This is a genomic window from Methylobacterium sp. (genome assembly GCF_019745455.1).
In the GTDB taxonomy this organism is placed as follows: domain Bacteria; phylum Pseudomonadota; class Alphaproteobacteria; order Rhizobiales; family Beijerinckiaceae; genus Methylobacterium.
Genome location: NZ_JAIETD010000058.1, coordinates 62122 through 84186 on the forward strand (window position 1 = coordinate 62122; position 22065 = coordinate 84186).

The following is a 22065-nucleotide window of genomic DNA, read 5'->3' on the forward strand; positions in this document are numbered from 1 at the left end:
AGAACCGTCTCGCTGGCTAGGTCAGCTTCTCGCCGACATCTCCAAGACCCGCGGCGGCGCCGCGGCGGTTGACGACACCAAGAGCCAAGGTCACGCGTTCAAGGCCGTCGATCGCATCGACCAACCGCTCTCTCCAGCGCTGTATTGCGACCGTTCCGTCCTCTGGACGGGCTTCGGCCAAGCTCACCGCAGTAATCAGGACGCGGTCCCGTTCGTCCTCAATGCGGGGATCGCGCTCAAGATGGCCGCGGACGGTGTCATCGAAGGCCTTGATGACTGCCAACGGAAGAGCGTCTCCGCCGATCCCCGAATACTTCTCCGCCCGGCGGCGTGCATATGCGGCAGCGAGCCTGACCTCCTGCGCCAGCTTGACGTCCATCGTCTTTTCGATCCGCGGTCCGTGAAAATGAAAGGGACATCGCCCGATTAGCGCTGGAAGCCAAGGAGGCGATCCTGCGACAGGAGGCGGCGGATGCGGCCCCCTGTTTTTCGCTTACGCCAATGTGAGGCTGACGGCTGCATCCGATACCGAACTGGCCGAAGCGCTGTCGCGGCCTGATCGGAGCAGGCGGCGAAAGGTCTTTCGAGAATCAGGACTGTTTGTCGAGATCCTGAGCCATCTTGAGATGGTGTTCCAATGCCGGGACGGTCTTAGCGGCCCAGGCCTTCAACTCTGCATTCTCGCCGCCATTCGCATACCGCTGAAACAGGTCGACGGCATTCTTGTGAGCCGTCACCTGCTCGTCGTGGTAGCGTTTTGTGAAATCGGCGCCCTTGAGCTCCTTGAGCTTGTCAAGCTTGCTCTGATGGCTGCCGTCGAGAGCAGTCGGGATCGTGGCCTTGACCTTCCCACCCGTCACCATGCCCTTCATTTCGCCAGAGACCTTCTCATGGTCGGAGATCATCTGCTGGGCGTAGGCCTTGGTTTTGTCGTCGGCTCGCTCCAGCGCAAGCTGGCTGGATTGGATCTCGAACATGTCGCTGATTGCGGCCTGAAGAACAAAGTCTTCCGTCGTTGGACTCGTACCGATCAGAGAATTGAGACCGGTTTTCTCGCCGACGGATTGCGCGAGTGCTGGGGTTCCAGCGAGCAGACATGTGATGACTAAAGCGTGGCGTTTCATTGTGGCTCCTCCTTGATTGTCGATGGCAATCAAGGTGGGATACCCCGGGTTCCCTTTCGCCTCGTCTCGCAGCGGTTGTCGTACTGCCCACGAATCACGTTTTCGCTGCCCGACAGTTGCTAGCTTCTGAAGGATCCTTCCGGACAAACAGCCTCGGACTGCTGAAGCTTTGCGGCAACAGTTAGGTCCATTATGATTCCCGTATTACGACTTGACCGTTTCATGGGCGACCTGCTTGGAATTTGCGCAAGTGGTGTGCCTGCCCGTGCTTTCTGCGTTAAGTACCCGCCGATACCTTTGCTGAAGATCGGGCCTCGTTAAAGTGCTCCTGCTGCCTTCGCAGCAAGTGCTTTCCGAGATCCGCCAAGAGACGTCCGACGGGCAGCGTCGGCAAGAGGATCAAATGGGTATGCACATGACGACGAAACTTGTTCTAGCTGCACTTGGCGGCCTTGCAATGGCCTGCTCATCGGCAATCGCCGCCGATTACGCGGCACCGAAAGTCATGCCGGTCGAGGCGAAGGCGCCTGACCCACTGATAGGGTTCTCCTTCGGATCGCGCTACCAGACAGACTACAATTTCCGCGGCGTGTCGCAGTCGAATCTACAAGGCAGCTACCAAACCTTCTTCGAAGCGCAATTCTTTAATAATTTCGCTTACGCAGGCTTTGCAACCTATCAGACGCGCCTACCCACCAGACCCGACATGGAATTCGATCTCGTCGCCGGTATCCGTCCGACCTTCGGCAAGTTCGCCTTCGACCTCGGCATCTTGTACTACTTTTATCCGAACGAGACCCGGCTTTTCAATGCCGACGGAATAACACCATTCACGACTGCCAACACCGACTACTATGAGGCCGCCGGCAAGGTGCTGTACACCGCCACCGACTCGCTCACTCTCGGCGCCAATGTGTTCTTTTCGCCGAATTTCCTCGGCACTCATGCCAATAGCACCTATGCATCGGGCACCGCAGCTTTCACGCTCCCTGCCACACTGTTCTCATTCCTTCCCGAAGCCTATGCTGGCGGCTTCTCGATCTCGAGCGAGCTCGGCTATTTCTTTCTCGGCAGCGCCAAGAGCTCAGCCACCGGAGCTTTTGGAAGCACGGCGCCTGGCCGCTTTCCTAGCTTCAACTTACCGAGCTACCTCTACGGCAATGTGGGATTGTCTTACACCTACAAGAACATCGTGCTCGATGTCCGCTATCACGATACCGACTTGAGCAAGACCCAATGTGCCGCGCTGACCGGCGACTTCCGCCAACTTACGAACGGCGGCACGTCGAAGTGGTGTGGCGAAGCCGTAATCGGCTCGATCACGTTCCAGACCTCCACGGCTGCTCCCGGCATCTATGCAGAGCCCGGCGGTCTCCTCAACCTTTTCCGTTGAGACCTAGATCAGCAACAGCGATCTGAAGATGTTAAGCTAAGAACGTTGAGCGCGCCGGTCCCAAGGTCCGGCGCGTGTTTGTTTTGGTCAGCGCTTCCAGTTGCGCAGGCGTGTAACCGCCTCGCAGCAATCGTCATGGCTTCCGGCGAAGGAGAAGCGGACATGGTGGCGGCCCTCCACGGGGTCGAAGTCGAGGCCCGGCGTCGCGGCCACTCCCGCCTCATCGAGCATCCGGCGACAGAAATGCGTGGAATCGTCCGTGAGGTCCGAGACATCGGCGTAGAGATAGAAGGCGCCATCCGAAGGATGAGTTCGCCCGAGGCCCAGGGCCGGGAAGGCATCGAGCAGCAGCGTCCGGTTAGCCTCGTAGCCGGCTCTCGTCGACTCGACTTCCTCGATGGCATCGAAGGCGGCCAGAGCCGCCACCTGAGACAGGTAGGGCGCCGAGATGTAGAGGTTCTGCGCCAGACGTTCCACCGGTCGAACCAGCGCCTCGGGCACCACCATCCAGCCGATGCGCCAACCCGTCATCGACCATGTCTTCGAAAACGAGTTGATGATGACGGCATCCGGGTCGGTCTGTAGCGCCGTCTGGATCGCTACGCCGTATTCGAGACCGTGGTAAATCTCATCGGAAATGATGGGGATACCGAGATCGCGGGCAGTCCGGCATAGCTCTGACAACCTCGCAGGCTCGATCACGGTCCCAGAGGGGTTGGCCGGGCTCATTACCAGGAGACCTGCCAAGGGCTCCTGTGCATGCAAGGCTCGGACCCCCTCCCCTGTCGGCGCAAAACGGTCTTCGGCATGCAGCCGCAACGGCGCCGGTATGAGATCGAGCGCATTCAGGATATTGCGATAGGCTGGATAGCCGGGCTCTGGTACCGCCACGCGGGCGCCGGCGTCGAAAAGGGTGAGAAACGTCAGCACGAAACCTGCCGACGAACCAGTCGTCACCACGATCCGCTCGGGTGCGACCACGACCCTGTAGGTATCTCGATAGTGACGCGCAATTCGCTCGCGCAGAACGGGCATACCGAGCGCCTCGGTATAGGGCAACCGGCCCGATGACAGCGCCTGTCCTGCGGCGGCGATGACACGTCTCGGAGCCGGGCCAGATGGCTGCCCGACCTCCATGTGAATGACGCTGGCGCCGGACCTCTCCTTGAGGGCGGCGGCGGTCATGACATCCATCGCAAGGAACGGCGCCACGCGAGACACGCGGACCGAACTGGTTTTACGTGGGAAATACCGGCTGTCGTAGGTCATGGCGGCTTCATCGCGCCATTCCGGCAACGTTCCAAGAGGTTTCGGTCAGCAAACTGCTTGCGCCACCACGATCGACTGGATGGGCGGATAGAAAAGCCCACCGGTCAGCATGAAAACGATCAAGGCCTCCACGATCATGGAAGATCGTGGAGGCCTCGCACCACCCCATCGCTCGTAGTCGACGTCCGGCTGACTAAGTCGCGGTCGCCTCGACCAAGGCTCGTTCGACTGCGTCAGTAGCCGTACCCACGGCGGTCCCGGCGATCTCCACGGTCGTCATTGTAGCGCTGCTCACGATACAGACGGCGATCGCTCTCACGATCCCGGCGATAATCATCACGCCGGTAATCGCGCTCCCTCTCGCCGCGTGAGCGTAGATCCACGCTGGGGCCACCTGGGCCGATATCGATGCGCTGGGCAGAAGCGGGCACGGCGCTGATCAGCGCGGCAGCAAGAACGGTTCCGGCAAAAAGGCTCTTCATCACAACTTCCTTCTGTCATAGCGTTGCACAGGTCGAAGCGCCAACGGGTGAGCTACGGCATCGTTCCGGGTTTAGAAGGACAGAGCCCCTCCGAATGCCTGTATTCGATTTGGTTATTTATCCCGATTCGAGGCTTGCTCAGGCCGCCGCGCCGGTGATGATCTTTGACAAGGGTCTGGAAGAGCGAGCCGCCGGACTCCTCGGCGCATTGCAGAAGGCGGCCGCGATCGGGCTTGCCGGTCCCCACGTCGGCTTGAGCGAACGACTGGTCGTCCTGCAGATGGAACCAGGAGTCGCGCCGCGGACCTACGTCAATCCGGTCATCACTGAGATGTCCGAGGAGCGGGCGATCCATGAGGAAGGCAGCGTCTCGATGCCGGGCATCCGCGACGACGTCGAGCGCCCGGCACGCATCCGACTGACGTATCGCGATCTCCATGGGCGCGAACATTCTGAGGCTGCCGAAGGCTTCGAAGCGGCTTGCCTTCAGCACGAGATCGATCAGCTGGACGGCATCTTCTGGATCGAGCGGCTTTCTCGGCTGCGCCGGGAAAGGGCGAGAAGGCGTTTTGTGAAACTGCGCCGGCACGAGTGAGCTGCCGACCACGGCCACCCTGGTAGCCCCTCGTCGGGCTGTGATACGACAACCTTATGAGCAAACCGGCGCGCATCGTGATCCTCTGTGTCCTGTTAGGGGCTGCTACCACCGCTGCCGCAGCGCCTGTACGTCCGAGTACGGCCGTGGCCTGTCCTTCTCTATCCAACCTGCGCATCCTCGTCAGTCGCATCAACGAAGATTCGGCCGCGGCAGCGGTAATTCTTGCCGATACCAAGGCGGACCACCTTGGTTGCATCCTGATCGATCGAGACAAGGTCGCGGCCGTCACCGACCGTGTCGCGCTGAATGGCAGGGATTACGAATGCCTTGCTCTGCAAGGCACGACGATCTGTCATTGGGTCGTCTCGGGATCCCTTCCACTTTCGACGGCGAAACAGGCAGCACCTCTCAGCTCACGCCGCTGATCATGGGCACGACAGCCAGTGGAGCCCACCTGAAAGTCCTTCCGAAATAGTGATCTGGGGACTTCGCGATGATGATGAGATTACGAGTCGTTTACGCGCGGTCGGCGCTTCTCATCGCAGCAGGGTTGCTGATTGCGCTCCGTGAGGCGCCGGCGGTACGCGCCGATGACGCAACACCTGGAGCGATCGCCTGCGAGACTCTCGTCGAGCTGCGCGTGCTCACAGCAGGTCTTACGTCATCGGCGGACGCGGCCCCTCGGCTCGCCGCCCATCCCTCCTGCCGGCTGGTTTCCAAAGCCGATCTTGGCGAAGTCGCCCAACGCGCCATGATCGGAGGCGCGCCGTTCGAATGTCTGACCGTCAGCACATCGCAGAAGTGCATGTGGGTCTTGCCGTAAAGGCGGCCAGAAACGGGAAAGTACCCTAGCGTTCAATCCTCGTAGGGGCCGCATCGCCTTCGGCACGCGGCGCGCTCGATGCTCAGGTGAGTGCTCTCAGCGAGGTACGATGTGAAGCCCGTCTTCCGGTAGCAAATTGCGGGCAGGTCCGCCCGTCTGCTGACCTCGGCCCTGCTGATAATATGGTAGTTCCGGCCGCCGATCGTTGTCGCTGCCCGAATCGTATTCCCAGTTCTGGCTCCACGGTGCACGGCCACCGACCGTGCCGGTTGCATCGATGTCGCGGCTAGGTCCGCGAGCCTGAGCGACACCCGGAGCAGCGAGAGTCGCGAGGAGCAGTAATGCGCAGGCGCGGATGATCATGATCGTGTTCCTTCGACGAGGGAATCGACGGGACATGGCCCGTCTGATCGCCATGACAACGGCTAAGGTTGACCAGGCGTTCCAGCAGGCCGCCGGTGAACTACGGCGCAAAAAAAGCTCCCCTCCCGGGTAGGAAGCGAGCTTTTCGGTTCGGTGAGAAAACGGGCGTCAGTGCAGAACCGCACTCGATCCCGAATGGTCCCCCCGCGTGGACTTCGTCTTCGGCTTCGCGGCAAGTTTGGCAGCGGCGGGTTTAGCAGCTGCCGGGGCCTTGACCGCCCTCGCTTCTGCCTTCACCGCCACGGCTGCGGCGCTCGCGCCCCGCGCGGATCGTGGCTTCAAGGTCTTGGCCGGGCTCTTCGCGGACGAGGCCTGCACGACGGCAATCACCGGCGCGGCAACTTCGTCCAGGGCGCGAAACTCGGCTTCTGCCCTGAGCCAATGTTCGACGGCCTGACCAAAAGCCCGACCCTCGCCTTCCCAGATGTAATAGGCGCGCTCACGCACCTGCTGTTCGATAGATGGCATCTCGCTCTCCTGTCCGGATCCCGCCGGAACGATGAAAGCGGCTGGTTAATGGTCGGTTAATCGCTTTCGGATGTTCGCCGGCCCGGGTGTTCAGTCGAAACTGCGACCCTTGGCCGAGGAACCGCCGAGGCTGATCTTCTTGGGGGCCGGCGCAGCCGTCGGTGCCGCAACGGGCGCCTTGGCCGGCTTGAGTTGCGACTGACCGTGGACCACCGAGCCAATTTCACCGGCGACGCGCACGAGGTCCTCGCGCTGGCACGCCCGCGCAACCGTCAGCCCGAGCTGATGCATGTGGCTCTTGCCATAGAGGTAGACCGCGAGCTTGGCGCGTGTCGTCGCCGGAATGGCGGCCAGGATCTCGGGCAGGTCATCGGCGTCGGCCCGGTAGACGGAGCCGAGAAGATCGAGCGGAACTGGGCAATCGGGGTCTGCCACGGGACCACTGGTCGGGTGCGACTGAGTCATACGTATGCCTCTGGGTATCGGATTTCGCGGTCGGACGGAGGACGACGCCAACACGTCGTCGTCCCCGGTATCACAGCTTGAGCCTCGTCAGGGTCCCAACTGCGTGGTCTGCGGCAATCGCGAACCGGGATCGCCCCCGGCCATGCCGTTCACGGGCGGATATGTCGGCTCCTTAAGGCACCCGGTACAAATCGATGCGATCGCGATCTCGGCGTTGCGGCGGCTACGCTCCCACACTGCCTCGCGAGCCAGCCACGCCTGCCGAGCGATCGCTTCCGGCGATGCCGCGCTGCCACGTCCGAACTCATCCTCATTGTGGTTCGGCCTTATGCGAAGGAGAAGCGGCTCCTCCGCGAGGGCGGTCTGATGGGTCGCGAGGATCAGAAGAAGCGCCAGCCGTCGCATCGTCCCTCTGCTCGAGCTCGTGCCCACCGATGACGTCGGGACGATCGCGCCGCCAAGGTTAACGAGCGATGAAGCCCTGGCGCCCGCCAACGAATGGCGACGCACAATCATCGGCTGACCTTGTCCTCCTCCGCAAGGTCGCTGGCCGAACCGCCTTCGCCATCGAGAAGGAGTGGCGTCGAGAGAGCCCGTTCTCGGCCATTCCCTGGATGTGGTTCTCGGCCCCACAGGTCGTACGCCCGATCCACCAGTTTAAAATTGCTTATGACATGTATAAAGCGGTGACCATCCAGCTGCCTTCATCGACGACGCTCGGCTGCAGGACTGGAAGATATGCAGCTGGGGGAACATTTTTTTGGCATGCGGCACCGACCATTGACGGCGCATGCTCCTCATTAGAAATGACGTTCATAATTTTAAAAGACCTGCGAAACGATCGCGTGGAGATTGGCGATGGATGCGAGATGGCTGCTCGGGCTCACAGGGTTAGCTCTTGCGGGGTGTTCGCCGGCTGAAACCGCCGTCAGCCCAAATCCTCCTCTGGTCCAGACAGTCGAGGTCGCCGCCGCGACGGGAGGCATATCGCGCTACACCGGCGTCATCCGGGCGCGCACGGAGAGCAACCTCGGCTTTCGGGTCGGCGGCAAGATCCTCGAACGCCTCGTCGATCCAGGCGACCGCGTCAAGCGCGGTCAGCCTCTGATGCGTCTCGACCGGACCGACTTCACCCTGGCGTTCACAGCGGCCCGGGCTTCGGTCGAGGCTGCCCGCGCCCAGATGATCAGGACCAAGGCCGACGAGGAGCGTAGCCGCAAGCTCGTCGGTGACGGCTGGACCTCGAAGCAGACCTACGACCAGAACAAGGCCGCAGCCGATGCGGCCGTCGCCCAGTTCGCCAGCGCCGAGGCCCAGGCGAGCCAGGTCTCGAACCAAGCCGGTTATTCCGAGCTCCAGGCCGATGCGGATGGCGTCGTGATGGAGGTGCCGTCCGAGCCAGGGCAGGTGGTCGCCGCCGGCCAGACGGTGGTCAAGCTCGCGCGCGATGGATCCCGTGAGGCAGAGGTTTTTCTGCCGGAGGCGAGTCGACTCGTGGCGCAGGGCTCGGCCTCCGCGACCCTCTACGCTGAGGGCGCAGCGACCTATCCGGCGCGCTTGCGGGAATTGTCCGCCACGGCCGATCCGGCGACGCGGACATACCGCGCACGCTACATCCTCTCCGGGCGCGGTGAAGACGCACCGCTGGGCGCAACCGTGACCCTTCAGCTCAAAGCCCAAGCCGCAGGCCTTGCAGCGCGGGTGGAGGTTCCCCTGGCCTCCCTGTTCGATCAGGGGCATGGCACCGCCGTCTGGCGCTACGACGCCGCCACCGAGACGGTGAAGCCGCAGACTGTCACCCTCGTTCGATTGGGCGAGGAGAGCGCGGAGGTCGCTTACGGCCTGACCCCCGGCGATCGAATCGTAGCGGTTGGCGCCCATCTCCTCAAAGCCGACCAGAAGGTGCGCCAGGCGCCCCCGAGCATGACCGGAGCGGTGCGATGAGCAGCTTCAACCTCTCCGCCCTGGCCGTGCGCGAGCGCGCCGTCACGCTGTTTCTCCTGATCGCGCTCACCGGAGCAGGATTCTTCGCCTTCCAGAAGCTCGGGCGTGCCGAAGACCCGGCCTTCACCGTCAAGGTCATGACGGTTTCGGCCGCGTGGCCCGGTGCCACCGCCGAGGAGATGCAGCGCCAGGTTGCCGACCCCCTGGAGAAGCGCCTTCAGGAACTCGTCTACTACGACCGGGCTGAAACCACGGTACGCCCCGGCCTGATGGTGACCAAGGTCATCTTCAAGGACAACATGCCCCCGGCCAAACTCCCGTCCGAGTTCTACCAGGCACGAAAAAAGCTCTCCGACCAGGCCTCCAGCCTGCCGCGTGGGGTGATGGGGCCGCTGTTCAACGACGAATTCTCCGACATCTACTTCGCCCTCTACGCCCTGCAAGCGAGGGGCCTGCCGCACCGGCAACTCGTCCTGCGCGCCGAGGACATGCGCCAGCGGCTGCTGCGGGTGCCGGGCGTCGAGAAGATCAACATCCTCGGCGAGCAGGCCCAGAAGATCTTCGTTGAGATCTCCTATCAGCGCCTCGCCACGCTCGGCATCACCGGCCAGCAACTGCTCGCGGCTCTGGCCAACCAAAACGACGTGACGCCGGCCGGCTTTGTCGAGGCGTCGGGACCGCGGGTTTACCTGCGCCTCGACGGGGCCATAGACGGGCTCGATGCGATCCGCGACCTACCGGTCGCTGCCGGCGACCGGAGTCTCAAGCTCGGCGACATCGCCGAGGTCAAGCGCGGCTATGAGGACCCGAAGGTCTTCGCGATTCGCAACGACGGCGAGGCGGCTCTGATGCTCGGCCTCGTGATGAAGCCCGGCTTCAACGGCCTCAAGCTCGGTGAGTCGTTGAACGCGGAGGAAGTAGCCATCCATCACGAGACGCCGGTCGGCATCACCTTCACCAAGATCACCGATCAGGCCAAGGTCATCGACGACGCCATCCATGAATTCATGGTCAAGTTCTTCACCGCCCTCGGCGTGGTGATCTTCGTGTCCCTGGTGGCGCTCGGATTTCGGGTCGGCATCGTGGTGGCACTGGCCGTGCCGCTCACCCTGTCGGGGGTGTTCGTAGTCATGTTGGTCACTGGGCGCGACTTCGACCGTATCAGCCTCGGCGCCCTCATCATCTCGCTCGGCCTCCTCGTGGACGACGCCATCATCGCCATCGAGATGATGGTAGTGCGCATGGAGGAGGGCTACGACCGCGTCGAGGCGGCGACCTATGCCTGGAGCGCGACCGCCGCGCCGATGCTCACCGGCACCATCGTGACCATCGCGGGCTTCCTCCCGGTGGGCTTCGCCGCCTCCACGGCGGGCGAATACGCCGGTAACATCTTCTGGGTGGTGGCCTTCTCGCTGATCATTTCGTGGCTCGTGGCCGTGACCTTCACGCCCTATCTCGGCGTCAAGCTTCTCCCCAACATCAAGAAGGTGGAAGGCGGGCACGATGCCATCTACGCCACCAGGAACTACGAGCGCCTTCGCAGGATCGTTCGTATGTCCGTCGACCACAAGTGGGTGGCCGCCGGCATCACGGTCGGGCTGTTCGCCCTTTCCGTCGTGGCCATGGGCAAGGTCGAGCAGCAGTTCTTCCCGAACTCAGAGCGGCCCGAGCTCATCGTCGAGGCGACGCTTCCGGCGGGTTCGGCCTTCGCGACCACGGAAGCCAGCGTCAAGCGGATCGAGGCCGCCGTGCGTGCCCTCCCCGAGGCCGGCGAGATCACAAGCTATATCGGTCAGGGCATGCCGCGCTTCGTGCTGTCGTTCGACCCTGAGCTGCCGGACCCCGCCTATGCGCAGATCGTGGTGCAGACCGCGGACGTGCACGCCCGCGACGTCCTGCGCGGCAAGGTCCGAACGCTCGTGGACGAAGGCCGCTTTCCGGAAGCCCGTGTGCGGGTGCAGCAGATCGTGTTCGGCCCGCCCATCCGCTTTCCCGTCGCCTTCCGGGTGGTGGGACCTGACCTCGACGTCATTCGCGGCATCGCCGGCGAGGTCCGGGATGTCATGGCGGCCAACCCTAACATGCGCCTCGTCCACCTCGACTGGGGCGGCAAAACCCCGAGCCTTCACCTCGCCCTCGATCAGGAGCGCCTACGCCTCATCGGCCTGACGCCGAAGGAAGCCGGCCAGCAGTTGCAGAGCTACCTCAACGGCACGCCCGCTACCCAGGTGCGCGAGAATCTGCGCTCCGTCGATGTGCTCCTGCGCAGCCCCGGCCCCGAACGGCGCTCGCCCGGCGAGATCGGCGACCTCACGCTGGCGACGAAGGACGGGCGCCAGGTGCCGGTCTCGCAAGTGGCGCGTCTGGAGACACGCACCGAGGACGCGGTGCTGAAACGCTACAATCGTGAGACCTACATCCGCGTGCAGGGCGATGTGCTCGATGGCAAGCAACCGCCTGATATCCATGCCCAGGTCTTTCCCCTGCTGGACCCGCTCAAGGCCAAGCTGCCGCCTGGCTACCGCATCGACACGGCCGGCGCGGTGGAGGAGAGCGAGAAGGCGATGCTATCGCTGGTCGCGGTGTTCCCGATCATGCTGATCGTGACGCTGACGGTCATCATGATCCAGGTGCGCTCGTTTGCGACCATGTTCATGGTCTTCGCTACCGCGCCGCTGGGGCTCGTCGGCGCTGCGCCGACCCTGCTGCTCTTTCACCAACCCTTCGGCTTCAACGCGATCCTCGGGCTGATCGCCCTGTCGGGCATCCTGATGCGCAACACCCTGATCCTGGTGGACCAGATCCACCACGACCAGGCGGCGGGTTTGTCCAATTACGAGGCTATCGTCGAGTCCACGGTTCGACGGGCACGCCCCGTCATCCTGACCGCGGCCGCGGCGATGCTGGCCTTCATCCCGCTGACCCACTCAGTGTTCTGGGGAGCCCTGGCCTATGTCCTGATCGGCGGCGTCGGCGTCGGAACGCTCCTGACCCTACTGTTCCTGCCGGCACTCTACGCCCTTTGGTTCCGGGTGGCGCGGGAGCCGAGAGCCGTCCACGTCGCATCGGAAGCAGATGGAATGCCCCTCCCGGCCAAGTCGTGAGGCTCTGAAGGTCTCGAGGTTCAAGGAAGGTTCCTGTCCAGGCCCAGGAACATCCGAGGATCACGCCTCCCGGTCGACCGACGGTGCGATACGGCGACCGGCCTGCGCCCTTCGAGCGGGCCGTTAACTCGTCCTCCTCCGACCGGCCTTCGGGGACGACCTGTGAAGCGACCCTTCATTAGATGACGTAACGCATCTATAATGGATATCGGAAGGTCGAAGGATCAGGATATGCCAAGGGTTTCCCAGGAGCAGGCAAGACTCAACCGTCAGCGCGTCGTCGAGGTCGCGGCGACTCTTTTCCGTGAGCGCGGACTCCACGGCGTCGGCGTCGCGGACATCATGGCCTCAGCCGGCCTGACCCATGGCGGCTTCTACGGACAGTTCGCCAACAAGGACGCCCTGGCGGCTGAGGCGTTCGACTCCGCAATCGCCGAGGATCGGCGCGGCGATGTGGATGCCATCCTCGCCAACTACCTATCCCTGGCGCATGTCCAGACACCAGGAATGGGATGTCCCCTCGCGGCCCTGGCGAACGACATCTCGCGGGAAGCGCCGAACAGTCCAGTTCGGACGCGATTTACCAAAGGTGTCGAGGGTCTGGCCTCCATTCTCGCAAATCTGACGCCGAAGGCATCGCGGGAGCGCCGTCGGCAGAAGTCCCTTGCGACGCTGTCGACACTCGTCGGCGCCGTGGTCCTTGCGCGGGCCGTCAATGACGAAGCGCTGGCGAACGATCTGCTCCAGGCGGCGCACGCTTCTGTCGCCTCCTGACGGCGAGAAGGCATGCCTTGGGGGGGTGAAGCGGGCCTCGGTTCATAGAGACGTTCCGTGCCGTTCAGTGAAGGTTGCGAAACGGCTCTGCAGCATCACCTTCGCGCTGCGAGGCAAACCGCTCGCCAGGAGGTGCGAGCCTGGCTTCGATTCGAAGCTGCGCTTGTCACAGCAATCTCCGGCATCCGGGACTTGCCTTAATAAATTATAAGCATAATCTATCGACGCTGGGATGGCATCTGGAATGGCTGCCCTGAAGGAGAGCGTCGTGAACCAAGCATCGAAGAAGACCGCGATCGTCACGGGTGCTACCTCGGGAATCGGATTGGCAACCGCCAAGGTTTTGCAGGCCGCAGGTTACAGAGTCTTCGGAACCAGCCGAAACCCAGCGCCGGCCGCCGGCTCGGACATTCAGATGCTGACCTGCGACGTGACCGAAGACGACTCGGTCGCGACCATGGTCGAGACGGTGTTCGGCGAGACGGGGCGCATCGACCTCCTCGTCAACAATGCCGGCTTCGGTATCAGCGGCGCCGCCGAGGAGTCCTCGGTCGAACAGGCGAAAGCGATGTTCGACGTCAACCTGTTCGGCGTCGTCCGCACCATCCGTGCGGTCCTTCCCATCATGAGGTCGCAGAACGATGGACGCATCATCAACATCAGCTCGGTGCTGGGGCTAATCCCTGCGCCCTACATGGCGCTATACGGCGCGAGCAAGCATGCGGTGGAAGGCTACTCGGAATCGCTCGACCACGAGATTCGCGGCCAGGGCATCCGCGTTGTGCTGATCGAACCTGCCTACACGCGGACATCCTTCGACCAGAACCTGGTCCGGTCCGACCGGCCGCTGGACATCTATGAGATCGAGCGTGCCGGGCGGGACAGGTTCCTGCGTGAGATGATGACGACCGCAGATACCCCCGAGGTCGTGGCGAAGGTCATCCTGATGGCCGCTACAGCAGCGAGCCCCAACCTGCGTTATACCGCCGGATCGAAGGCACGACAGGTCAGCCTGCTTCGCCGTTTCGTGCCGGCCAAAGGCTTCGACAAGAGCTATCGAAAGCAGATAGGTCTTCCTGCGGCCTCGTGAAGACCCATGGCTGGGTCCGAAACGGCGGCAATCTGAAAGTTCCGCACCACGAATCAGCCTATAATCTCCTGCCGACCATAGGGAGATCGGCGTTACGCGAGTTCGACGGCGTTCCTCTCGGGAAAGCAGACCCAGCTCATTTCGAGTTGACCGCATCGGCTGCTAATGATGCGAAGAGTGAACCGAGGTAAACATGTCTGGCCAGATCCTTCCGACCGCCCACCAGTGCGCCGTGAGATGAACCCTAACGGCTTTCATATCGGTTCTGCTGCTACGGGACGATGGTCTGCTTCTATCGACGAAACGGACCGTATCCTATGTCACCGTGGAATCGACACCGGACGGTCCGCATGAATGCCAGTCTCGGTCACTACTAACCTCCTGTGAGCATCCAGAAAGCGGCCATTTGCCGCTCCCGCAAAGCGTTAATTCGTAGGTTTAGATTTTCAAGTACAATGTCGGCCATTGGCAAATCATTATCACATGCCTCACTTTCGTGATGCTTCATAAGCTTTCGTTAAAATCAGGGGCTAATCTTTCTGATCAGCCTGATCTAAGTCACTCGTTACTTCTGTCACTCCAGAACCCGCGCTTCGTGACATCCGAAATTACCGGCTGACATCGAGGATGTGTCCGAGCGCACGACCCAGCGCCGAAACGCGAGGCACGCTGACGAGCGATTAAGGTCGGGGATAGCGCCGAAGACCTCCCATAACCAAGGCCATACGAGAGCGATGAACAGCCAGTCAGCCTGTGGTGGCTGGCTCCCGCTCGTCTGTCGAGATGCATGCGACGATAGGCGATCGTGAGTTTGACCGCGAGGAATGAGCCGAGATGACAGTTCTTTCACTCCTGGAACTAGTCCGCGTCACGCAGGACACGGACGCCGGAACCGCGATCAACAATGCCCGAGACCTCGCTCTCCATGTCGAGGAGTGGGGCTATAAGCGGGTTTGGGTGGCTGAGCACCACAACATGATTGGAATTGCCAGCGCCGCTACAGCGATCGTCATCGGTCATATCGCCGGTGGCACCAAGACGATTCGGGTCGGCGCCGGCGGCATCATGCTGCCGAACCATGCGCCCTACATCGTCGCCGAACAATTCGGCACGCTGGAGCGGCTCTATCCCGGACGCATTGATCTCGGGCTTGGCCGTGCGCCTGGCACCGATCAACCAGCTGTGCGAGCAATGCGGCGCTCAGCCGACGCGTCGGACCAGTTCCCGCAGGATGTACTCGAACTCCAGGCCTTCCTAAAGCCGGCCGGGCCAGACCAGCGAATCATTGCAGTGCCGGCTGCGGGGACCAACGTGCCGCTGTGGATATTGGGCTCAAGCCACTTCGGGGCGATGGTGGCGGCTGAGCTCGGGCTGCCATATGCGTTTGCCTCGCACTTTGCGCCCGACATGCTGCTGTCAGCGCTCGAGGTCTACCGCAGCCGCTTCAAGCCCTCGGCCCAGCTCGACCGACCGTACGCGATGGCCGGCATCAACGTCATTGCAGCCGATGCCGATTCTCAAGCGAGGCGGCTCGCGACCACTCAGCAGATGTCCTTTACCGACATGGTCCGGGGACAACGCGGGCTTAGCAAGCCCCCCATCGACGACATCGAGACCTACTGGTCCCCGGCTGAAAAGGCTCAAGCCTGGCGTATGCTGGCACGGTCAGTTGTCGGCTCCGTCCAAACCGTCAGAACGGGGCTGCAAGCCTTCGTTACCGAAACCGGCGTCGACGAGGTGATGATTGTCTCAGACGTCTACGACCATCAGGCGCGACTGCGTTCCGTCGAATTGATCGCTGAGGCTGTGAAACCATCGAAAGCCCGAAGTCTGGCTGCCGAGCACTTTCTGCAATGATCTAACTTCAGGCCAACACCGAAGTTCAGTTCTTATTATTCTATCGGATTTCGGAACGTGCGCGCTAGAGTGAATTAATTCGTCATTTTCTGTTATACCAGGCCTGCGGCAAAATAGTCGCGTCAAACACTTCAGTATGAAATAGCAACAGATATGGATGCGGGTCGCGGACCCTAGAGAGCCAACAGCGAGATCGCGCCGATCAACGCGACGCAAGTGGCGATCTGCACGCTTCGGAAGGTCTCGATAGAGCGACGACGATTGTCGTTAGCAGCTCTGCGGCGTGACCTCAGCAGATAGCGATCCAAGATGGGTTCAGGCGGTTCGAACCACTGTTCCGCATTAACGCGAACTCTAGCGACATTCATGTAGCGTTTCCACAATCTTCTCGTGCAACCCAACGATGCTTGTTGGTCATGCTTAAGCTGAGCCATTCTTCGGCATCTCTCGGTTGGTCAATAAGCAGAAGTCGCTGCTTATGTCCATGCACAATAGAGCTTAGCGACTGAGATGAGAGGAACCATAATGCATTCACGTGGGGGCTCACCCGATCGGTGACCCTACCTATGCGCAGGCTGTATGGCTGGCATTAGAAATGTGGCATACCAAAGAATGCTGCGAGGCGTCATAGATACCGCAACGCAAACAAACACACGAGAAGACCGCCATGATCACCCTGCTTCTGACCGTCGTCGCCGCTGGCGCTGCCAACGTTGCGCTGGTTGCCTTCCTGGCTGACCGGCTGGGCCCCAAGGCCGGCGCCGCCGTTTCCGCTGGTGAGTTTGTCGCTGTCGCCGAGACGGCTCCTGCTTCCGCTAAGCGCAGTGCCCTCAAGGTTGGCAACGAGAACGTACGGGTCGGAGGTGCGCAGCGCGCCGCTTGAGCAGAACGACGCAATCGTCGCTGCTACAGATTGAGAAGCCCCGCTGGTTCCCAGCGGGGCTTCTCTGCTTCTGGGCTGAGGCCGCAGGATCGACTGGGCTTCGGCTTTCCCGAATCTGAATAACCGGGCCGGGTGGGAAACCGAACGTTATCTAGTGTGCTAGGAGCCCGACTCTGCTGATGGCGAGTTCCTGCTCTACGGAAGCGCGATGTTCTAGCCATCGATTAAGTTTGGAGTACCCGTTTCAGCAGCTGCCTTGTCGATGCAATGCGAGACGGGCGGTTTTCTCTATAGATAATCGCAAGAGTTGATTTCGAGACTGGTGCACTGACTCTTCAATGCTAATATTGGGTGTTAATTCCTCGCTCCCTGAAGGGTTGTCTTCCCTGATTTAGGCTTTTGAGCCTATGGAGGGTGCCAGGAATGCTGAGGAAGCATCAGCTTGGAGAGATCACCGCGAAGCTAGTCTAGGTCGATCTGCTGTTGTCGCAGGGACAACCGTTTCGGATGCGATCCGCACGATCAGCGCGACGCCGTTCACCCAATACCGGTGTCGCGAGGAGTTCGGCGGGCTTAGCCGCAAACCGCCGGCACCAAGCGCCGTGCCGTGCCCGACTGCGCCAACGCAACCTCCTTCGCCGGTCACCTCAAGCTTGGTCGACAAGCTCACAATGCATGAGATTTGAACCGAGCGACCTAAGGGGGGTAGGCCAGTGCGTGTTGAGCACGATGGCGATGCCGCGTCTACAAAGGCGGAACCTTTTACGGCTAAACCTGATCTTAAGGGTGCAACGTCTCAGACTGTCACTGGAAATTTCGCATAGGAAGTTCTGCCATGAGCCTGGACCGATGACGGACCTCACGCGCGCGGTACCTTCCACTCCATCGAGCACACGGATACAGACTGGCATAAGCGGCCTGGACGAGATCCTTGGCGGCGGGCTTACGGCGGATCGTCTCTACCTGCTGGAGGGGACGCCCGGCACCGGCAAGACCACTCTCTCCCTGCAGTTCCTGCTTGCCGGCGCCGACCTTGGCGAGCAAGGTCTCTACGTCACGCTGTCGGAGACCGCAGACGAGCTTCGGGCGGCCGCCACCACGCATGGCTGGTCACTCGACGGCATCGAGATCTACGAACTCGTCAACGAGCTAGGCCTCGACCCCGACAGTGAGCAATCGGTTCTCCACCCATCCGAGGTCGAGCTCGGCGAGACAGTCCGGGAAGTCATCGCCAGGGTCGAGGACCTCAATCCCGGTCGAGTCGTATTCGACAGCCTGTCCGAACTGCGCCTTCTCGCCCAGAGCCCCTTGCGCTACCGCCGCCAGATCCTGGCGCTGAAACAGTTCTTCGCTCGCCGCAACTGCACCGTCCTGATGCTCGACGACCGCACCTCGGAAGCTGGGGATCAGCAGCTTCACAGCATCGCCCATGGCGTCATCTCGCTGGAGCAGTCGCCACGCGAGTTCGGTTCAGAGCGGCGCCGCCTCCGCATCGTGAAGATGCGCGGCATCAAGTTCCGCGGCGGCTATCACGACTTCGTCCTCGATACGGGGGGCTTGAGCGTTTTCCCGCGCCTCGTGGCCGCTGACCACCGCGCGACCTTCGACGCAACCGCGACGTCGACCGGCTCAGTAGAGCTTGATCTCCTCATGGGCGGGGGCTTGGTGCCAGGCACCAATACATTGCTCATCGGCCCTTCCGGTGTCGGCAAGACCACGATGGGGGTACGCTGCATGCTCGCCGCTCTGGAGAGAGAAGAGGTAGCAACCTACTTTCTGTTCGACGAGGGGCTCGCCACGCTGTTGGCGCGTGCGACCGCACTTGGCATGGACCTCACCCAGCATATCGATACCGGTCGTCTGACCATCCTGCAGATTGATCCGGCCGAGCTGTCGCCCGGCGAATTTGCCTCAAAAGTCCGTTTCGCGGTCGAGGAACGCGGTGCCACCTTCGTCGTCATCGATAGCCTGAATGCCTACCTGCATGCCATGCCGGGTGAGGAATTCCTGATTCTGCAGATGCATGAGCTGCTGAGTTACCTGAACCAGCAGGGCGTCACGACCCTGCTGATACTGGGACAGCACGGCATCGTCGGGGAGGTGCGTACTGACGTCGATCTCAGTTATCTCAGCGATGCCGTCCTACTATTCCGGTTCTTCGAGGCTCAGGGCGAGGTCCGCACCGCCCTCTCGGCGGTCAAGAGCCGCGTCAACGCCCATGAGCGCACGATCCGGGAGCTCAAGCTCACATCGCAGGGCCTCCAGGTCGGGGAGGCTTTGACCGATTTCCAAGGCGTGCTGACGGGGCTTCCCACCTATGAGGGAAGGGTCGGAATGTTGAGCGATCGTGTATCGGCTGAGAACAAGATGTAATGACCCGGACCGTGAAGAAAGAAGGGCGCATCGTCATCCTGGCACCGCGAGGACGAGATGCAGCCGTCATCGAGCAAGTGCTTTCAAAGTCAGGCAATCTGTCCACGGTATGCTCGGACCTCTCGAATTGGATGGACTGCCTGCAAATTGGCGCTGGCGCGGCGCTCGTCACCGAGGAAGCGCTCGCGGAGGCGGACACGACCCGGCTCTTCGCATGGCTCGAGGCACAGCCAGCTTGGTCGGACTTTCCTTTCATTGTCCTGGCTACGCGCCAAAGCGGCCGCAGATCAGAGCGCGCAGCGGGCATCCTCTCGCGTCTCGGCAACGTCGTGCTGCTGGAGCGTCCGATCAACGCAGAGACCCTGACCAGCGCCGCAGCTTCGGCCCTGCGGGCTCGCAGCCGGCAGTATCACGCCCGAAGCCTCCTTCAGGAACGTGAACGGACTCAAGAGGACCTGCGCGTTCTCAACGAGGACCTGGAGCGGCGCGTCATCGAGCGGACCCGCGAGGTCGAGGCGGCGCGCGAGACCCTGGCCTTCGCTCTCGATGCGGCAGGGATGGGCTCGTGGGACCTCGACCTGTCCAGCGGCACCTCTCGCCAATCACCTCGGTTCGACGCCATCTTCGGCTATTCCGACGGGATGCCGTCCTGGACACCGGAAAGCGTCATCACCCACGTCGTCGAGGAGGATCGCTTGCTCGTCGAGCAAGCCTTCGCAGCGGCGCCAGAAACTGGTTCGCTCGACCTCGAATGCAGGATCAAGCGGCCTGACGGGGCCGTGCGCTGGGCTGCTCTGCGAGGCCAGGTCAGGTTCGATGATGAAGGTCGGCCAGCACGCATTGCCGGAGTGCTGATGGACCGCACCGACCAACGCATCACCGAGGACGCGCTGCGCCAGGCCCAGAAGATGGAAGCCATCGGCCAGCTGACCGGCGGCGTCGCGCACGACTTCAACAACCTCCTCACCGTCATCGTCGGCGGGCTCGACATGATCATCCGGCGGCCGGAGCAGTATGAGCGTGTCACGCGATTGGCTGAGGCGGCAATGACGGCTGCGCGCCGTGGGGAGCAGCTTACCCAGCAGCTTCTTGCCTTCTCACGCAGGCAGATGCTGCGTCCGCAAACCCTCAATCCCAACCGCCTGCTATTGGACTTCAAGCCATTGGCCGAGCGCGCGGCGGGGGGTGCAGTCGAGCTCGCCTTCGACCTCGACCCGGCTGTCGACCCAATTCGGATCGATCCGGCACAGTTCGAGGCAGCGGTGCTGAACCTGATCGTCAATGCGCGCGATGCCATGGAGACCGGCGTGGCGATGCCTCGTATCGCGGTGAGCAGTCGCAACGTTCGCCTCGGCACGGCCGCCGTCGCCGACAAGGGGGTTCACCCAGGCTCCTACGTTCTGGTGTCCGTGACCGACACGGGCGACGGCATCCCGCCCGACATGCTCCAGCGCGTGTTCGAACCGTTCTTCACAACCAAGGAAGTCGGCAAGGGCACAGGGCTCGGCCTGTCCCAAGTCTACGGCTTCACGCGCAGCGCTAAGGGCTTCGTCGCCATCGACTCGGAGACAGGTAGGGGAACGTCGGTGAACCTGTACTTCCCTCGCTCCAGTGATCCGGCGGGCGAAGAGATGGGAACGGGCTCGGTGAGCAATCTGCCCCTCCGCCGTGCTGGTGAAGGTGAGACGATCTTGCTGGTCGAAGACGACGAGCAGGTGCTCGGCATGGCTGTAGAGAGCCTGGAAGAGCTACGCTACAAGGTCATCGTCGCCCGAAATGCTGCCGAGGCGCTGGACCACCTTAAGGGTGTCGAGCGCGTCGACATCCTATTCTCGGACGTGGTCATGCCTGGCGGAATGAACGGATCGCAGCTTGCCATCGAGGCGGCACGGATGCGGCCTGGCCTCAAGATCTTGCTAACATCCGGTTACGTCGCAAACCTCGATGAGGGACAGGTCATCGGGGATGGCGAGCTGCCGGTGCTGAACAAGCCCTACCGCCGCGATGAGCTCGCCCGCTCCCTCCGCCTTGTTCTGGGAGGCAACACTTAAGGCGGCGTTATCCAGTTGCCGCTGTCAATAGAAGCATTGTTTTCGGGACAGTCGGTCGCCCGAGTCACAGGCAGGACAACACTTTATTGCCGACTCACTTTAGCGGCATGTCAACGGTGACGCGCAACCCATCCGGGTCGTAGGCGATGTCGACCTGGGCCCCAACCTGGGCGGTCAGCACGCGGTTGAGGACGCGCGACCCGAAACCGTCCCGCGTCGGCAGCGCCACGGGAGGTCCGTCGTGCTCGTTCCACACCCAGTGCAGCCGTTGCCCCGAAGTGGCAGTCTCGAGGGACCAGGTCACCTCGATACGGCCGTCTGAATGCGCCAACGCGCCGTGCTTCAGGGCATTGATAGTCAGTTCGTGCAAGGCCATCCCGATAGGAACAGCCAGCTCTGATGGCAGCACGACCGGCGGGCCGTTGAGCGATAGCCGGTCCCGCCCGTTCTCGTAGACGCGGAGTTCAGCCTCGATGAGCTGTCGGAACAGGACTGCCTGAGCCAGATCCTCGGTGATCATGGCGTGGGTTTTCGCCAACGAGGTGATTCGTCCGGTCAGAATGCGGGCAAAGTCCGGGATGCTCGTCGATGAGCGGGTGGTCGCATTTAGGACAGCCTGGACTGTTGCGAGCGTGTTCTTGACCCGGTGATGAAGCTCGCGGACCATCAAGGTCTGGCGGTCCTCGGCGGCATGCCGCTCGGTGATGTCGCGCTGGGCCGAGACCCAATGCGAGATGTGTCCGTCATCACCCCGAATGGGAGTGATGAGCCACTCGACATAGTACGTTGAGCCGTCCTTCCGATAGTTGATGGCTTCGCCCTGATAGGCTTCGCCGGCGACGAGAGCGGCCCGAATTTCGTCGAGAGTGCGTATTCCGACGAAGCCGGCCGGGGATTCCGATTTGAAGCCGGCCGTCGTTCCGAGGCGAAGCCGGCCACCATTC

At 62.1% G+C, this 22065-nt stretch carries 18 protein-coding genes; 11 read left to right on the top strand and 7 right to left on the bottom strand.

What is annotated here, in order from left to right; genetic code table 11:
• Positions 1–16: 16 nt before the first annotated feature.
• Both K2Y56_RS14215 and K2Y56_RS14220 read right to left on the bottom strand, forming a co-directional pair.
• Positions 17–379 (bottom strand): hypothetical protein, encoded by a 363-nt coding sequence (locus K2Y56_RS14215; RefSeq protein WP_292508515.1) that lies wholly within the window; start codon positions 377–379, stop codon positions 17–19.
• Between the two features lie 211 nt (positions 380–590).
• Positions 591–1124, bottom strand: a complete 534-nt coding sequence (locus tag K2Y56_RS14220) for a DUF4142 domain-containing protein (protein WP_292508517.1) — start codon at positions 1122–1124, stop codon at positions 591–593.
• Positions 1125–1539: 415 nt separating this feature from the next.
• Between K2Y56_RS14220 and K2Y56_RS14225 the strand changes: the two genes are divergently transcribed.
• On the top strand, positions 1540–2517 hold the full coding sequence (locus K2Y56_RS14225; protein WP_292508520.1) for a TorF family putative porin: 978 nt from the start codon (positions 1540–1542) through the stop codon (positions 2515–2517).
• 87 nt (positions 2518–2604) lie between these two features.
• Here K2Y56_RS14225 and K2Y56_RS14230 read toward each other — a convergent pair whose 3' ends face one another.
• On the bottom strand, positions 2605–3786 hold the full coding sequence (locus K2Y56_RS14230; protein ID WP_292508523.1) for an aminotransferase class I/II-fold pyridoxal phosphate-dependent enzyme: 1182 nt from the start codon (positions 3784–3786) through the stop codon (positions 2605–2607).
• A gap of 408 nt (positions 3787–4194) precedes the next feature.
• Here K2Y56_RS14230 and K2Y56_RS14235 point away from each other — a divergent pair, with 408 nt between their 5' ends.
• Positions 4195–4863: a peptide deformylase gene (locus tag K2Y56_RS14235; RefSeq protein ID WP_366848821.1), complete on the top strand. Its 669-nt coding sequence runs from the start codon at positions 4195–4197 to the stop codon at positions 4861–4863.
• A gap of 56 nt (positions 4864–4919) precedes the next feature.
• Positions 4920–5291 (top strand): hypothetical protein, encoded by a 372-nt coding sequence (locus K2Y56_RS14240; protein WP_292508527.1) that lies wholly within the window; start codon positions 4920–4922, stop codon positions 5289–5291.
• Positions 5292–5785: 494 nt separating this feature from the next.
• Here K2Y56_RS14240 and K2Y56_RS14245 read toward each other — a convergent pair whose 3' ends face one another.
• The 3 genes from K2Y56_RS14245 to K2Y56_RS14255 all read right to left on the bottom strand — a co-directional run bounded on the left by K2Y56_RS14245 (position 5786) and on the right by K2Y56_RS14255 (position 7045).
• Positions 5786–6052: a hypothetical protein gene (locus K2Y56_RS14245; protein WP_292508529.1), complete on the bottom strand. Its 267-nt coding sequence runs from the start codon at positions 6050–6052 to the stop codon at positions 5786–5788.
• Between the two features lie 168 nt (positions 6053–6220).
• On the bottom strand, positions 6221–6580 hold the full coding sequence (locus K2Y56_RS14250; protein ID WP_292508532.1) for a DUF2934 domain-containing protein: 360 nt from the start codon (positions 6578–6580) through the stop codon (positions 6221–6223).
• Between the two features lie 90 nt (positions 6581–6670).
• Positions 6671–7045 carry a hypothetical protein gene (locus K2Y56_RS14255; RefSeq protein WP_292508534.1) on the bottom strand — a complete coding sequence of 125 codons (375 nt, stop codon included), beginning with the start codon at positions 7043–7045 and terminating at the stop codon, positions 6671–6673.
• An 858-nt stretch (positions 7046–7903) separates the two neighbouring features.
• Here K2Y56_RS14255 and K2Y56_RS14260 point away from each other — a divergent pair.
• From K2Y56_RS14260 to K2Y56_RS14295, 8 genes are all read left to right on the top strand, one after another.
• Positions 7904–8989, top strand: coding sequence for an efflux RND transporter periplasmic adaptor subunit (locus K2Y56_RS14260; protein WP_292508536.1), 1086 nt, complete (start codon positions 7904–7906; stop codon positions 8987–8989).
• Positions 8986–12093, top strand: a complete 3108-nt coding sequence (locus K2Y56_RS14265; RefSeq protein WP_292508539.1) for an efflux RND transporter permease subunit — start codon at positions 8986–8988, stop codon at positions 12091–12093. The genes K2Y56_RS14260 and K2Y56_RS14265 overlap by 4 nt, the downstream gene beginning before the upstream one ends.
• Before the next feature lie 231 nt (positions 12094–12324).
• Positions 12325–12867: a TetR family transcriptional regulator gene (locus K2Y56_RS14270; RefSeq protein WP_292508542.1), complete on the top strand. Its 543-nt coding sequence runs from the start codon at positions 12325–12327 to the stop codon at positions 12865–12867.
• Positions 12868–13135: 268 nt separating this feature from the next.
• A complete protein-coding gene (locus K2Y56_RS14275) occupies positions 13136–13957 on the top strand; it encodes an oxidoreductase (protein ID WP_292508585.1) in 822 nt (273 codons plus the stop codon).
• 834 nt (positions 13958–14791) lie between these two features.
• The gene (locus K2Y56_RS14280) at positions 14792–15814 is read left to right on the top strand and encodes an LLM class flavin-dependent oxidoreductase (RefSeq protein WP_292508545.1); all 1023 of its coding nucleotides are present in this window, start codon (positions 14792–14794) and stop codon (positions 15812–15814) included.
• Between the two features lie 667 nt (positions 15815–16481).
• Positions 16482–16697, top strand: coding sequence for a hypothetical protein (locus K2Y56_RS14285; RefSeq protein ID WP_292508548.1), 216 nt, complete (start codon positions 16482–16484; stop codon positions 16695–16697).
• An 849-nt stretch (positions 16698–17546) separates the two neighbouring features.
• A complete protein-coding gene (locus K2Y56_RS14290; RefSeq protein WP_292508551.1) occupies positions 17547–19070 on the top strand; it encodes an ATPase domain-containing protein in 1524 nt (507 codons plus the stop codon).
• Positions 19070–21121: an ATP-binding protein gene (locus K2Y56_RS14295; protein WP_292508554.1), complete on the top strand. Its 2052-nt coding sequence runs from the start codon at positions 19070–19072 to the stop codon at positions 21119–21121. Before K2Y56_RS14290 ends, K2Y56_RS14295 begins: the two co-directional genes overlap by 1 nt.
• Before the next feature lie 94 nt (positions 21122–21215).
• Here K2Y56_RS14295 and K2Y56_RS14300 read toward each other — a convergent pair.
• The coding region (locus K2Y56_RS14300; protein ID WP_292508557.1) for an HWE histidine kinase domain-containing protein at positions 21216–22065 on the bottom strand (850 nt) is incomplete at its 5' end.

Coding starts and splice junctions, on each gene's coding strand:
- K2Y56_RS14285 (WP_292508548.1), top strand. CDS start 16,482: ATGATCACCCTGCTTCTGACCGTCGTCGCCGCTGGCGCTGCCAACGTT.
- K2Y56_RS14215 (WP_292508515.1), bottom strand. CDS start 379: ATGGACGTCAAGCTGGCGCAGGAGGTCAGGCTCGCTGCCGCATATGCA.
- K2Y56_RS14250 (WP_292508532.1), bottom strand. CDS start 6,580: ATGCCATCTATCGAACAGCAGGTGCGTGAGCGCGCCTATTACATCTGG.
- K2Y56_RS14230 (WP_292508523.1), bottom strand. CDS start 3,786: ATGACCTACGACAGCCGGTATTTCCCACGTAAAACCAGTTCGGTCCGC.
- K2Y56_RS14270 (WP_292508542.1), top strand. CDS start 12,325: ATGCCAAGGGTTTCCCAGGAGCAGGCAAGACTCAACCGTCAGCGCGTC.
- K2Y56_RS14265 (WP_292508539.1), top strand. CDS start 8,986: ATGAGCAGCTTCAACCTCTCCGCCCTGGCCGTGCGCGAGCGCGCCGTC.
- K2Y56_RS14280 (WP_292508545.1), top strand. CDS start 14,792: ATGACAGTTCTTTCACTCCTGGAACTAGTCCGCGTCACGCAGGACACG.
- K2Y56_RS14235 (WP_366848821.1), top strand. CDS start 4,195: ATGCGCTGGGCAGAAGCGGGCACGGCGCTGATCAGCGCGGCAGCAAGA.
- K2Y56_RS14290 (WP_292508551.1), top strand. CDS start 17,547: ATGACGGACCTCACGCGCGCGGTACCTTCCACTCCATCGAGCACACGG.
- K2Y56_RS14240 (WP_292508527.1), top strand. CDS start 4,920: ATGAGCAAACCGGCGCGCATCGTGATCCTCTGTGTCCTGTTAGGGGCT.
- K2Y56_RS14225 (WP_292508520.1), top strand. CDS start 1,540: ATGACGACGAAACTTGTTCTAGCTGCACTTGGCGGCCTTGCAATGGCC.
- K2Y56_RS14220 (WP_292508517.1), bottom strand. CDS start 1,124: ATGAAACGCCACGCTTTAGTCATCACATGTCTGCTCGCTGGAACCCCA.
- K2Y56_RS14295 (WP_292508554.1), top strand. CDS start 19,070: ATGACCCGGACCGTGAAGAAAGAAGGGCGCATCGTCATCCTGGCACCG.
- K2Y56_RS14245 (WP_292508529.1), bottom strand. CDS start 6,052: ATGATCATCCGCGCCTGCGCATTACTGCTCCTCGCGACTCTCGCTGCT.
- K2Y56_RS14260 (WP_292508536.1), top strand. CDS start 7,904: ATGGATGCGAGATGGCTGCTCGGGCTCACAGGGTTAGCTCTTGCGGGG.
- K2Y56_RS14255 (WP_292508534.1), bottom strand. CDS start 7,045: ATGACTCAGTCGCACCCGACCAGTGGTCCCGTGGCAGACCCCGATTGC.